Origin of the sequence: Flavobacterium oreochromis, from assembly GCF_019565455.1 — a bacterium.
GTDB classification, from domain to species: Bacteria; Bacteroidota; Bacteroidia; order Flavobacteriales; family Flavobacteriaceae; genus Flavobacterium; species Flavobacterium oreochromis.
In genome coordinates this window covers 2,157,638-2,170,235 of record NZ_CP067377.1, presented here as the reverse complement: position 1 = coordinate 2,170,235, position 12,598 = coordinate 2,157,638, and the positions used below count along the sequence as shown (strand labels likewise).

Genomic DNA, 12,598 nt, shown 5'->3' with positions numbered 1-12,598 from the left:
CCGAATAGATAAAGCAAATCACATAATATTAATTATCAAAATTCTCCTACCGTAAGAGTAGCAAACAGTGCATTGATTGATTACTTTTCGGACAGACTCTTTTAAACTAATTATAAAATCTCATAAATTTCATCAGTTCAAAACTTATTAAACCCCATAGTTTCTTTTTATATTTAAAAAACAATTTATCTACGTATATTTACATCAACATACAATCAAAAAAATGTTTACAAAAGAAGCTATCAATTTCTTAGAAGATTTAAAAGCAAACAATACAACTGAGTGGATGCATGCTAACAAAAAACGTTATGAAGCATACAAAAAAGATTATCATAATTTAATTAGTAATATTCTAGAAGAAATCAAACCTCTAGACCCTTCATTAGAGCCTCTTGAAGTAAAAAACTGTACTTTCAGAATTAACCGAGACATTCGTTTTTCAAAAGACAAATCGCCTTATAAAACAAATATGGGAATTTGGATGTCTACCAATAAGTTACGTAAAAATAGTCCTGGGTATTATATACATTTTGAAAAAGGCAAGTGTTTTATAGCTGGAGGCGTATGGTGTCCTGAAACTGACGATTTAAAAAAAATACGTCGAGAAATAGCTTTCTTCTATGAAGATTTAGAAGAAATTGTAAATGATAAAACTTTTAAAAAAGAATTTAACAGCTTAGACCGAGAAGAAGGTAACGTGTTAAAGTCCGCTCCAAAAGGATATGACAATAATCATCCTGCAATAGAATTTTTAAAACTAAAAAGTTTTACTATTTCACAACCCATTGATGAAAAATGGTTTACAGACCAAGATTTCGCTAAAAAGATAGCTTCTAAACTCATTACAATAAAACCATTTAATTCCTTTTTAAATAGAGCATTAGAAACTGAAGAATAAAAAAGCATAAGTCATTTTTTTCTTTATGTTCTTTGCAAAATCTTTGCGTACTTTGCAAACAAATAAATTAGACCCAATGAATATCCAACATAATTTCTCTCTTAAAAACTATAATACTTTTGGCATTGAAGCGAAAGCTTCAGAATTTATTGCTATTCAAAACATAACAGAGTTAAAAGATACTTTAAAAACACATATTAACAAAAAGAAGTTCATATTAGGAGGAGGAAGTAATATGCTTCTAACACAAAATATAAATGCTTTAGTCATCCATATAAACCTAAAAGGTAAAAAAGTTATCAAACAAGATGAAGATCATGTTTGGGTAGAGGCTCAAGCTGGAGAAAATTGGCACGAATTTGTTTTATGGAATATTGAACAAAACTATGGAGGCATTGAAAACATGTCCTTAATTCCTGGCAATGTAGGTACGACCCCTGTTCAAAATATTGGTGCTTATGGAGCTGAAATAAAAGATACCTTTGTATCCTGTGAAGCTATAAATATTCGTACACAAGAAATTAAAACATTTACAAATGAAGAATGCAAATTTGGCTATCGTGAAAGTATTTTCAAACAAGAAGCTAAAGATCAGTATATCATTACTTCTGTCATTTTTAAACTAACAAAACATAATCATAAAATTAATACAGGTTATGGTGATATTTTAAAAGAATTAGAAAATAAAAACATTATTACTCCAACAATTAAAGACGTAAGCAATGCCGTAATTGCCATCCGCCAAAGCAAACTACCGGATCCAAAAGAATTAGGAAATAGTGGTAGCTTTTTTAAAAACCCAATTATTTCGAGAGCGGATTTTAACAGAGCTAAAGCTTCTCATCCCGAAATAAAACATTATGACATCTCAGAAAATGAAGTAAAAGTACCTGCTGGTTGGCTAATTGAACAAACAGGATTAAAAGGCTATCGAAATGGTGATGCAGGTGTACACACTAAGCAAGCCTTAGTATTAGTAAATTATGGAAATGCCACAGGACAAGACATTTTAAACCTGTCTAAATTTGTTCAAAAGACAGTTTCTGATAAATTTGGAATTACAATTGAAGCAGAAGTAAATATTATTTAATTTTTTTTAGTAAATTTGATAGTAATCATATAAAAACATGAAATTTTTAAAGAATAAATTTAGATTATCTAACAAGATAAAAAATGAAATTGAAATCGAACGAAATCTTGTTACTACATCTGCAAAAATAGCTTCTCAAAGTGCAATTAGAACATCTAAAGCACTAGGATTAAGTATAAAATCTATTGACAACGGAAAGTTAATAGAAACACATCCTAATGGAAATATTGTAGTTATAAGAGAACTCATTAAAGTTGCCCCTAAAACCCCTGACATTAGAAAAGGAATTTCAATATGTCTAAAATAAAAAGACTACGAATATTTGCTGGTCCTAATGGATCTGGCAAAAGTTCCCTTTTGAAAAATTTAGCGAACGCTATAGCACAGGTACTTTTATAAATTCCGATCAAATTGAAAAAGAATTAAACGAAAAGGGCTATATAGACTTATCTAAATACCTTATTATCACGAATCAAGAGCATTTAGAACAGTTCTTAAGTACCAAAAACGCTCTATCTTTACTAAATAAATCAAAATTAGAAAACAAGCCAATCAACTTTTATATTGTTGATAATATAATTATTGATCGACCTAAAAATACTCATAGTTACGAATCTGCCCTTATAACCTCCTTTATTAGAGAAAAATTAATGGAATCAAATCAAAATTTTTGTTTTGAAACGGTTATGAGCCATCAATCAAAGATTGAAGAAGTAATAGAAGCTAAAAAAGAGGTTACAAAATTTATTTTTACTTCATTTGTTTAGATGATCCCGAAATTAACATATCAAGAGTTGAGGACCGAGTAAATAAAGGAGGACACCCTGTAGATCCTAACAAAATAGTTTCCCGTTACCCTAAAACTTTAGAAAACTTACTACCTATTTTAAAAATTGCAGATAAAAGCTTTTTAATAGACAATTCCGAAAAAAATGAAAATAATTGCTGAAACGTCAAATGGAAATTTGACCGTTCTAGAAGATGAAAACAATCTACCTAACTGGTTTATTGAATACATAATTAACAAACTATAACAAATAGTTAATAAAAACACTCAAAACTCCATGATTATATTCTCATGATTTAACAACCACTTATGTAGAGGACTTTTCAACCTTAACTAAACCTCTGAAACTATTAAATACATACCTCTTCTCATGAATCCTATCAAGTTTATTTAGATTTTGACAACTTACTTAATTTTAAAAAAATTGGTAATAAAACTTATTTTATAGCCAATTTTATTTAAATAAACCTGAAACATTTCTTCCCATCAAAATTTAACTATTAATCTTTCTAAAAAATTAATACTGAAGGCTATACAAATTGTACTAAAAAAACAAGTAGTAGCACAATCACCTCTTTTTATCTAGAAATATTTTTACTATACGAATTCATTTAGATCATATCAAACAAAAAAATAGAACTGCAAAATAATTCCTAAATCACATCAAAAAGAAATCATTAAATTAGCCAATCAAGAGAGTAACAAAAATAAAGAACCAATTTGCAATGTTCCCAAAGGAGGTATTATGCTTATGAAACCTTTAGCGTTACATACTTTTATGCCTACAACAAAAAGAGATGTATTTACAATATTGAATTTTCAAATAAAGTGCTAAAAAAATGAATTAAAATGGGTAAATATTCTAAATTCTAATATATTTTAAAAATATGTATATTCCTGATTTATATAAAAACGAAAATCAAGAAGAAATTGAAAAATTCTTACAAAATAATGGCTTTGCTATTTTGATTAATACTACTAATGGTAAACATTGGGGAACTCATACGCCCTTATTTTTAGAAAAAAAAGGAGAGAAATTATTTTTTTCAGGTCATATTTCTAAAGAAAATCCACAGGCAAAAAGTCTTCACAATGGAGAAGAAATTTTAGCTATTTTTACAGGTCCTCATACCTATATCTCTTCGTCTTGGTATGACCATGAAAATGCACCTACTTGGAACTATATTGCAGTTCACGTATATGGAAAAATTCAGATTCTAAATTCAGATGAAACTATCGTTTCTTTAAAAAAACTAACCCATAAATACGAAACAAAACAGGAAAAGCCGCTAAATTTCGAAGAACTTTCGCCCCAAACAATGCGTCAAGCACAAGCTGTTTTAGCCTTTAAAATTCAAGTAACACAAATAGACGCAAAGAAAAAACTTTCGCAAAATCGTGATGATAAAAATTACGAAAGAATCTTAACCCAACTGGAAAAAAGTAATGAAATTAACGACAATCAAATAGCCTTAGAAATGCGTAGAAACAGAGAAAATTTTAATCTATAATTGATTGTTCTTATTTGGCATTTGAATTTTAAACCGCTACCTTTGCGCATCAATTTTTGAAAGAATATATGGAGCTATTTTTACTCATCTTATTTTATTTTTTCCTTACCGTAGTAACAATCCAAATAGCATATTATTTGTTTGTTTTTGGTAAATTTTCTTTTACAAAACCACAAGAAAGCAAGGAAAAGCATATTTCTGTTTCGGTTATGGTATGTGCAAAAAATGAAGAAGAAAACCTAAAAAAACTAATTCCATTATTAGCCAAACAAAACTACCCTAACTATGAAATTGTCATCATCGATGATGCTTCATATGACAATACTCGTTTTTTAGTAGAAGATTTCCAAAAAGAAATTCCAAACCTAAAATTAGTTAAAGTAGAAAATAACGAAGCTTTTTGGGGAAACAAAAAATTTGCACTCACTTTAGGCATAAAAGCGGCATCAAAAGAATATTTACTTTTTACAGATGCAGACTGTTTTCCAAATTCTGAAAATTGGATAAAAGAAATGACTTCTCACTTCACCTTACACAAAACAATTGTGTTAGGATATGGGGCGTACGAAAAAGAATCAGGTATTTTAAATAAATTAATACGATTTGAAACTTTACTAACTGCTACACAATACTTTTCTTGGGCAAAATTAGGAAAGCCTTATATGGGAGTAGGAAGAAATTTAGCTTATAAGCGAGAAGAATTTTTTAAAACAAATGGCTTTATTAATCACATGAAAATACGCTCAGGTGATGATGATCTTTTTATTAATGAAGCCGCTAACGCAACCAATACGAGTATTTGTTTTTCAAATGAAAGCTTTACCTATTCTATTCCTAAAAAGACCTTCAAAGAATGGTTTTTCCAAAAAAGACGTCATGCTTCAACTGCTCAATTTTATAAAGCTTTTGATAAAAATCAATTAGTTCTTTTTATTTAAGCCAGTTTTTATTTTTCATTACACCTATTACTTTATTAGCTATGCAGTACCAATGGATCATTGTATTAAGTGCAATAGGTGTACGTTATTTAAGCAGCTGGATTTCGTTAGGTTTTTCAGCTGGAAAATTAAAAGAAAAAGACATCATGTACTGGTATCCTATTCTTGAAATTATCCTTATTTTCACACAGCTCAATATTTTTATTAGAAATTTAATTTCAAAACCTGCTACTTGGAAATAAAAAAACACATAGAAAAAGCAATAAAAGGAGATCAAGTATCTTTCACTTATTTACTAGATAAATATTGGAATGAAGTATACGCCTTCATGTTACAGCGTACTGAAAATGAAACAGATGCCGAAGACATAACAATCGAAACTTTTTCAAAAGCTTTTGATAAAATAGCGGTATATAATCCAGAATTTCAATTTAACACTTGGTTAATTGCTATCGCTAAAAATGTTCATATAGACTTACTAAGAAAAAAGAAATCCTCTTTATTCATAGATATCACAGATCAAGAAGATGATATTGCTTATGGTATAGCTGATGATTCACCTAGTGCAGAAGATCAAATCATTACGGAACAAAACCTCAACCGTTTACTACTATTTATTAAACAGCTCAAACCTGCTTATCAAGAAGTAATTCAAATGAGGTATTTCCAAGAAATGAGCTACCAAGAAATTGCAGACGATTTAAACGAACCATTAAATAACGTTAAAATCAAAATCCTTCGTGCTAAAAAATTATTAGCAGAAATTATTGAGAGAAGTTAATTTAATCGACAGTAAGATCTAAACATTTCACAACAAACCTAAAACAACAAATACAACACGCTATAAAATAAGCTATTAACATGTAATGTTTTTTTATCTTTGGTAAAAACCAACCACCAATGAAAACTATTACTCATAGAGAAAAGTTCAAACAACTTTTTTCTTTACCCGTTATCATAGCTTCGTTAGGCTATTTTGTCGATATCTATGACTTACTCCTATTTGCAATTGTAAGAGTCCCTAGCTTAAAAGATTTAGGATTAAATCCTGACACCTCTGGTACAATCATTATTAATTTTCAAATGTTCGGCCTTCTTTTAGGAGGTATACTTTGGGGAATTTTAGGAGATAAAAAGGGCGATTATCAGTTCTTTTTGGCTCCATTATAGTCTATTCTTTAGCTAATATTGCTTGCGGCTTCCTACCTGATTTTCCTTTTGAAAACAAAACGAGCATCTATACCTTACTCCGCTTTATTGCAGGAATAGGTTTAGCAGGCGAATTGGGAGCAGGTATTACTTTAGTAGCAGAATCATTACCTAAAGAATTAAGAGCTATAGGTACCTCTATTGTTGCTGGTTTTGGCCTTTTTGGTGCTGTTGTTGCTAATTTAACTGTAGAACTGTCAAACAATTGGACAACAGCTTACTTCATAGGAGGAGGACTTGGCTTATTACTTCTTTTTTACGTTTTGGCGTTATAGGATCAGGGGTTTATACAGATATAAAAGATAGCAAAGCAATTTCTAAAGGAAATTTCTTTGCTTTTTTCACAAATTGGGATCGTCTTATTCGGTATATTAAATGTATTTGTATAGGTTTACCAACTTGGTTTTGCATTGGTATATTAGCTGTAATGGCAAACCAATTTGCTCCTGAATTAGGAATCAAAACAATTATACCTGGAAAAGCTATTATGTGGGCTTATATAGGCATTTCAATTGGAGACCTTGCTAGTGGTTTTTTCTCACACCTACTGCATTCTCGTAAAAAAGCAATTCTTTATATGATGTTATTTACAATCATAGGAGTAGCACTAACACTTTATAGCGGTCCAATGACTGAAAACACATATTACTTTTATTGTACTTGGCTTGGACTAGGAACAGGTTATTGGGCTATGTTTGTTACCGTTGCATCAGAACAATTCGGAACAAACATTAGAAACACTGCTACAACAACCGTTCCTAACATCGTCAGAGGCTGTTTACCTTTAATGCTAATTGGTTTTGATTATTTCAAAAAATCAAACACAATCATTACTTCAGCTACCATAATAGGCTTAATTGTCTTTTCACTAGGAATTTACACTACTATTTCTATAGAGGAAACCCACAATAAAGATTTAGATTTTTTAGAATAAAAAGGTTAATAAAAGTTTTTCATATTTTAATCAATAGATAAAATCAAATATTAAAAAAACATCTCATTCAAAAAAACGCATTATACCTAAATAAATACATTAATTTATAAATATTCATATATTTTTATAAAAATTTAACCTTTGGCATAATTATTTCATACTAAAAAAATACACTTTCTGCAGAAGTTTTTATTTACTATTAAAACCTAAAAATTATGTCAAAATTAAATATAAACAATAAAGAATGGCTAGAACTTGTTTTTGAGGGTAAAAACAAAGCATATGGAGCTTATCAATTACGTAAAGAAGATGGTAATACTAGTACAAAGGCTTTTTTGAGTGGTATTTCAGTTATAACCAGCATTGCCGCTTTACCTATAATTTTAAGTTCTTTCAAAGATAAACCTGTAATTACAAATACTAATAATGATTTAGGCAATATAACTATTACAGCAGTACATTTACCTAAAAAGAAGTACAAAAGAAAATCGAAAAACAATTGACACAAATCAAAAAAGCTGAAGTAACAACTCTTAAAACACATGATTTAATCAATCCAAAAGTAGTTGCATCTTCTAAAACAACCGAAAATGATTTAAAAAAACCAGAAGATATAGGTAAAAACACCTCTGAAAATCCTTTAGCTGCACAAGGAAGTCCTTCAGGAAATTTACAAGGAAATACTGTTGAAGCAACACCTCTTCCTAAGAAAATTTCTGATCCGATTCCTGAAGGACCGCTAACTCCTGCTATACTAGAAAAAAGCCCTGAATTCCCTGGTGGATTAGATGCTTTTCTAAAAATCATAAGCAGTCGTTTTCAGACACCTGAAATAGAAGAAAACAATACGATTAAAATCTTAGTTTATTTTATAGTAGAACCTGATGGAAGTATTACAAACATAACAGTACCTCGAAATCCTGGTTTTAACCTAGACAAAGAAGCTATACGTGTTCTTAAATCAATAAAAACAAAATGGGAACCTGGTATTTATCAAGGACAAGCTGTTAGAACTCAATATTCATTACCTATTACTATTCAAATTAATTAAAAAAGAGGCTTTCGAAAAATATTATATTCAAAAACTAGTTTCATTTTAACAAAATAAAAGAAAAACCTAATAGCTTTCAGAAAACAAAAGCAATTTTATTCTTATTATTTTTCTTTTTTAAAACAAAAACAATAGTTAAAACAATATATTTTTTTTCGAAAGTCTCCTTATTTACGAAATATTTTATGTATTTGCACACAATAAGACTATCCCCTAATCTGTATACTATCAAATTAATGAGGTAACTTATCTTTTAGCAAACCATAAATAAAGGTTCCTAACAAAGATCCTAAGAGAACAACAAAAATAGCGGGAATTCCGGTTCCTAATAATATAAATATAGGTCCTGGACAAGCTCCAACTAAAGCCCATCCTAGTCCAAAGATAAAACCTCCAACTAAGTAGCGAGCTACAGAAATATCCTTATCTGGAATTAAAATAGGTCTTCCTTCAACATCTTTTAATTCTTTCTTCTTAATAAATCGTATACCTAACACACCTACTAAAATGGCTACTGAAATAATACCATACATACGAAATGATTGAAACATAAACATTTCATAAATACGATACCAAGATACCGCTTCTGCTTTTGTTAAAACGATACCAAAAAGCAATCCAACTGCAAAAAAACGTAGTAATTTCATCTATCTAAAAAAGTAAAGGTAAAATAAAATGTGCCATAACTAAACCTCCTAAAAAAAAGCCAATAACAGCTATTAGAGAAGGAAGTTGTAAATTACTTAATCCAGATATTGCATGTCCAGAAGTACATCCGCCAGCATAAGGTGTTCCAAAACCGATTAAAAAACCACCTAATAACAATAAAAAAAAGCCTTTATAGCTCAATACAGAATCTAAACTAAATATTATATCGGGTAAATATTTTCCATTAGGAGCATCAATACCCATCTTTTGTAATTGTGTAATAGTTTCAGTATTAATATCTACATTATGAGTTCCTCCTAAAAAATGAAAAGCTATATATCCTCCAACGATAGACCCAAGTACTACCGCTAAATTCCATTTTTGTTCTCTCCAATCAAAATTAAAGTATTGAGCTGATCTTTTACCTCCAGTCATTGAACATATTGTTCTCAAATTTGAAGACATCCCAAAAGTCTTCCCAAAATAAGTTAACAATAACATAACCAGACCTATTAAGGCTCCTGAAATAGCCCAATGCCAAGTTTGAGTTAAAATTTCCATTTCTATTATTTTTATGCAAAAATAATAGAAATGATAAATTAACAAAGAAGAAGTTGTAAAAATCAAAAAGCACCCTTTTGAGGTGCTCTTTGTGAAATTTAAGATAACTCTTTTATTAACCCAACCAATATAATGAAAAAAGAAATATCTACACCCGAGTAAAACCCGAATTAAAATTTCGGTTGCAAAGTTAAGACTATTTTTTTCAAAAAAACAAAGCTTTTCATCAAAAAGGAATATTTTCTTACGAGCTTTTGTTTTTATATTTGTAAAAAAATTCTAAGATAATGAAAAAACTATACTCTTTAGTGCTCTCAAGCTTTTTACTATTAAGCAGTTGTATTAGTACTCGAAATACCATTCGAAACATAGACAATAATATTCCTGGTCCGTCTTTAAATGAAAAATATAACAGTTTTGTTATTACTAAAAATGCAACTGATAAAAAATATGCATTTACTGAATTTTACCCTGTAAACGTAGGTTTCACATCATTAGAAGATGGTGAAAATAACCAGAAACGTTTTTTAAATGCTTTAGCAGGACCAAAAGGAGAACCTATTTCCTACAAATTAGTAGAATCATGCTGTCCTTTTCCTACTAACAGAGCAGATGTAGGAGCAGGTATGTTAGACATTTACGAAATAACTTATCCAGGGCAATCAAAACCTATGATCATTTACCTAAATAAGTTCGAAAGAGGAGAACTGATGATTCCTGTAGGTTTCTCAGCTAAAAAATAACAGTTTTATGTAACTACAAATAGTCAGTCAAAAGATTAATTTAATTACTGACAATCCAAAAATACCTAATAACTTTATTAAATAAAGAGTGGAACACAACATACGCTAGCGATGAAACTGTTTCACTCTTCTATTATCATTTTAAACTAAAAAACTACAATAGACGTTTCTTTTATTAAAAATTACACAAAACCTCCATTAAAAAGCATTACATACCATAAGTCAGATAATTATACACTAATAGCTTTTGATCATCTGTAAGCTTAGCTTTTGGTGCCATCCTATCTACCGTCTTAGTCCAACCTGCTTTATCATGTTTAGATACAGGGAATAATTTATGACATTTTGCACAATTATTTTCATATAACAATTTTCCTTCCGCAATTTCAGCGGGAAGATCTACTTTAGCAACCTCAGTCTTAGTTTCTGCGGTAGAAACTGGGGTTACTGCTTTTTTTGAACAAGAAAAAAGAATTATTCCTAAGCAAAGAGCTCCTAATATTTTTTTATTTAACATATTATACTTTTTTTGATTTGGGTAAATATAAAAAAATCCCACCTTTTTTATATTAAAAAATTTAAAACAATAGAAGAACTAAAAACCGAAGTTAAACAATACATTACCTATTACAATAACGAAAGAATTAAATCAAATTTAAACAAAATGAGCCCGATAAAATATCGAGCTCACTATTTTCAAAATTAAGTTTAAATTTATCTAAACTTTTGGGTTCAGTCTATTTCTAGGTAGGATTTTTTAAATTATATAAATGTAAAATTCATGTGTTATTTCACTTCCATCAATTCTACATCAAAAATTAAAGTCGCATTTGGAGGAATTACACCTCCTGCTCCTCTATCTCCGTACCCTAAATAAGAAGGAATTACAAAACGAGCCTTATCTCCAACTTGTAATAACGCAATCCCTTCGTCCCATCCTTCAATTACATATCCTTTTCCTAATGGAAACTCTATTGGTTGCTTTCTTTTATAAGAAGAATCAAAAACTTGTCCATTTTCTAAAGAACCTTGATAATGTACAGATACTGTACTTCCTTTTTCTGCTTTTTTCCCTTCTCCTTTTTGAATAATCTTATAACGTAAACCACTTTCTGTTTTTTCAAAACCTGCAGCTAATTTTTCCATAGCTTCTTCTGCTTGACGTTTTGCTTCTTCAACCCTTTTCTCTCGAGCACCTTCAAATGTACGGAAAGCTTCAATTGCATTCCATTTTTCAGCTTCTGCTCCTACACGAATAATTTCAATTGATTCTAACAAATCATCTTGCGCAACTGCATCCACAACATTTTGCCCATCTACTACATGACCAAATACAGTATGTTTTCCATCTAACCAAGGCGTTGCTACATGGGTGATAAAAAATTGAGAACCATTTGTTCCTGGCCCTGCATTAGCCATAGATAAAACACCTGGCCCATCATGTTTTAAAGAAGGATGAAATTCATCATCAAATTTATACCCTGCATCACCTGTTCCTGTTCCTAAAGGACATCCTCCTTGAATCATAAAATCAGGAATAACACGATGGAATTTTAATCCATCATAATATTTTTGCCCTTGAGGCTTAACTGAATTCTCTAAATTCCCTTCTGCTAAACCTACAAAGTTACCCACAGTTCCAGGAGTTAAATCATGTGTTAATTTCACTAAAACAGCTCCTTTAGAAGTATTAAATTTTGCGTAAATACCGTCTTGCATCACTTTATTTTATTAAATTTGAGAAACAAAATTACGATTTTATATTCAAATGGACATCAAAATAATTAGCTATGCCCCTAAATACAAAGAAGATTTTATTCGTCTTAATAAAGCATGGCTGGAAGAATTTTTCTACATAGAACCACACGATCTTATTACATTCAAAAACATAGAGCAAGATATTATCCAAAAAAAAGGGTACAATCTTCTTTTGTTTAGCTAACAATCAAGTTGTAGGAACTGTAGCAATGATCAAAACAAATTCTAATACTTATGAATTAGCTAAAATGGCTGTAGATAAGAATTTTCAAGGTATGAAATTAAGTTCCTTATTAATGAATGCTTGCATTGATTATGCTATTTCTCAAAAAGCAAAGAAAATATTTCTTTTATCAAGTACGAAACTAATTCCCGCTCTTAACTTATACCGTAAATTTAATTTTATCGAAGTCCCTTTAGAAGAGACTGATTATGTAAGAGCTGACATACAAATGGAACTATATTTATAA

The 12,598-nt window shown here is 29.9% G+C and carries 17 protein-coding genes and 1 pseudogene; 14 read left to right on the top strand and 4 right to left on the bottom strand.

From position 1 onward, the window contains the following. Positions 1-223: 223 nt before the first annotated feature. From JJC03_RS10420 to JJC03_RS10375, 11 genes and pseudogenes are all read left to right on the top strand, one after another. Positions 224-898, top strand: a complete 675-nt coding sequence (locus JJC03_RS10420) for a DUF2461 domain-containing protein (protein WP_088398027.1) — start codon at positions 224-226, stop codon at positions 896-898. 52 nt (positions 899-950) lie between these two features. Beyond that, complete coding sequence (murB, locus tag JJC03_RS10415; protein ID WP_258931322.1) at positions 951-1,988, top strand: UDP-N-acetylmuramate dehydrogenase; 1,038 nt, start codon at positions 951-953, stop codon at positions 1,986-1,988. A 37-nt stretch (positions 1,989-2,025) separates the two neighbouring features. Next, positions 2,026-2,295: a hypothetical protein gene (locus tag JJC03_RS10410; protein WP_088398025.1), complete on the top strand. Its 270-nt coding sequence runs from the start codon at positions 2,026-2,028 to the stop codon at positions 2,293-2,295. A 1,367-nt stretch (positions 2,296-3,662) separates the two neighbouring features. Further along, positions 3,663-4,286, top strand: a complete 624-nt coding sequence (locus JJC03_RS10400; RefSeq protein WP_088444556.1) for an FMN-binding negative transcriptional regulator — start codon at positions 3,663-3,665, stop codon at positions 4,284-4,286. A 68-nt stretch (positions 4,287-4,354) separates the two neighbouring features. Further along, positions 4,355-5,466: pseudogene (locus tag JJC03_RS10395) on the top strand (glycosyltransferase). Further along, positions 5,457-6,005 carry an RNA polymerase sigma factor gene (locus JJC03_RS10390; RefSeq protein ID WP_088398022.1) on the top strand — a complete coding sequence of 183 codons (549 nt, stop codon included), beginning with the start codon at positions 5,457-5,459 and terminating at the stop codon, positions 6,003-6,005. The pseudogene JJC03_RS10395 and the gene JJC03_RS10390 overlap by 10 nt, the downstream one beginning before the upstream one ends. A gap of 119 nt (positions 6,006-6,124) precedes the next feature. Next, positions 6,125-6,394, top strand: a complete 270-nt coding sequence (locus JJC03_RS17850; protein WP_258931296.1) for a hypothetical protein — start codon at positions 6,125-6,127, stop codon at positions 6,392-6,394. Further along, a complete protein-coding gene (locus JJC03_RS17845) occupies positions 6,388-6,708 on the top strand; it encodes an MFS transporter (RefSeq protein ID WP_309597798.1) in 321 nt (106 codons plus the stop codon). Before JJC03_RS17850 ends, JJC03_RS17845 begins: the two co-directional genes overlap by 7 nt. 152 nt (positions 6,709-6,860) lie before the next feature. Continuing rightward, a complete protein-coding gene (locus tag JJC03_RS17840; protein WP_258931294.1) occupies positions 6,861-7,367 on the top strand; it encodes a hypothetical protein in 507 nt (168 codons plus the stop codon). Between the two features lie 215 nt (positions 7,368-7,582). After that, on the top strand, positions 7,583-7,870 hold the full coding sequence (locus JJC03_RS10380) for a hypothetical protein (protein ID WP_235873291.1): 288 nt from the start codon (positions 7,583-7,585) through the stop codon (positions 7,868-7,870). Continuing rightward, on the top strand, positions 7,867-8,418 hold the full coding sequence (locus tag JJC03_RS10375; protein ID WP_235873289.1) for an energy transducer TonB: 552 nt from the start codon (positions 7,867-7,869) through the stop codon (positions 8,416-8,418). The genes JJC03_RS10380 and JJC03_RS10375 overlap by 4 nt, the downstream gene beginning before the upstream one ends. A gap of 233 nt (positions 8,419-8,651) precedes the next feature. Here the strand turns inward: JJC03_RS10375 and JJC03_RS10370 are convergent, their stop codons facing one another. After that, positions 8,652-9,065, bottom strand: coding sequence for a DUF6691 family protein (locus JJC03_RS10370; protein WP_088398019.1), 414 nt, complete (start codon positions 9,063-9,065; stop codon positions 8,652-8,654). Positions 9,066-9,069: 4 nt separating this feature from the next. Continuing rightward, positions 9,070-9,627: a YeeE/YedE family protein gene (locus tag JJC03_RS10365; protein ID WP_235873288.1), complete on the bottom strand. Its 558-nt coding sequence runs from the start codon at positions 9,625-9,627 to the stop codon at positions 9,070-9,072. A 287-nt stretch (positions 9,628-9,914) separates the two neighbouring features. On the opposite strand from JJC03_RS10365, the gene JJC03_RS10360 reads away from it, so the two are divergent. Beyond that, positions 9,915-10,370 (top strand): 2-dehydro-3-deoxyphosphooctonate aldolase, encoded by a 456-nt coding sequence (locus tag JJC03_RS10360; RefSeq protein ID WP_235873286.1) that lies wholly within the window; start codon positions 9,915-9,917, stop codon positions 10,368-10,370. Positions 10,371-10,578: 208 nt separating this feature from the next. On the opposite strand, the gene JJC03_RS10355 is transcribed toward JJC03_RS10360, so the two are convergent. Further along, positions 10,579-10,887, bottom strand: a complete 309-nt coding sequence (locus JJC03_RS10355; RefSeq protein WP_235873284.1) for a c-type cytochrome — start codon at positions 10,885-10,887, stop codon at positions 10,579-10,581. Positions 10,888-10,899: 12 nt separating this feature from the next. On the opposite strand from JJC03_RS10355, the gene JJC03_RS19210 reads away from it, so the two are divergent. Further along, positions 10,900-11,076, top strand: a complete 177-nt coding sequence (locus JJC03_RS19210; protein ID WP_165764203.1) for an IS3 family transposase — start codon at positions 10,900-10,902, stop codon at positions 11,074-11,076. A gap of 80 nt (positions 11,077-11,156) precedes the next feature. On the opposite strand, the gene JJC03_RS10345 is transcribed toward JJC03_RS19210, so the two are convergent. Next, positions 11,157-12,089, bottom strand: coding sequence for a peptidylprolyl isomerase (locus JJC03_RS10345; RefSeq protein WP_088398014.1), 933 nt, complete (start codon positions 12,087-12,089; stop codon positions 11,157-11,159). A gap of 179 nt (positions 12,090-12,268) precedes the next feature. Between JJC03_RS10345 and JJC03_RS10340 the strand changes: the two genes are divergently transcribed. After that, complete coding sequence (locus tag JJC03_RS10340) at positions 12,269-12,598, top strand: GNAT family N-acetyltransferase (protein WP_235874376.1); 330 nt, start codon at positions 12,269-12,271, stop codon at positions 12,596-12,598.

Bases quoted from the DNA above. Each gene is read 5' to 3' on its own strand.
- JJC03_RS10420 (WP_088398027.1), top strand. From the start codon at position 224: ATGTTTACAAAAGAAGCTATCAATTTCTTAGAAGATTTAAAAGCAAAC.
- JJC03_RS10410 (WP_088398025.1), top strand. From the start codon at position 2,026: ATGAAATTTTTAAAGAATAAATTTAGATTATCTAACAAGATAAAAAAT.
- JJC03_RS10400 (WP_088444556.1), top strand. From the start codon at position 3,663: ATGTATATTCCTGATTTATATAAAAACGAAAATCAAGAAGAAATTGAA.
- JJC03_RS17850 (WP_258931296.1), top strand. From the start codon at position 6,125: ATGAAAACTATTACTCATAGAGAAAAGTTCAAACAACTTTTTTCTTTA.
- JJC03_RS17840 (WP_258931294.1), top strand. From the start codon at position 6,861: ATGGCAAACCAATTTGCTCCTGAATTAGGAATCAAAACAATTATACCT.
- JJC03_RS10380 (WP_235873291.1), top strand. From the start codon at position 7,583: ATGTCAAAATTAAATATAAACAATAAAGAATGGCTAGAACTTGTTTTT.
- JJC03_RS10370 (WP_088398019.1), bottom strand. From the start codon at position 9,065: ATGAAATTACTACGTTTTTTTGCAGTTGGATTGCTTTTTGGTATCGTT.
- JJC03_RS10365 (WP_235873288.1), bottom strand. From the start codon at position 9,627: ATGGAAATTTTAACTCAAACTTGGCATTGGGCTATTTCAGGAGCCTTA.
- JJC03_RS10360 (WP_235873286.1), top strand. From the start codon at position 9,915: ATGAAAAAACTATACTCTTTAGTGCTCTCAAGCTTTTTACTATTAAGC.
- JJC03_RS10355 (WP_235873284.1), bottom strand. From the start codon at position 10,887: ATGTTAAATAAAAAAATATTAGGAGCTCTTTGCTTAGGAATAATTCTT.
- JJC03_RS10345 (WP_088398014.1), bottom strand. From the start codon at position 12,089: ATGCAAGACGGTATTTACGCAAAATTTAATACTTCTAAAGGAGCTGTT.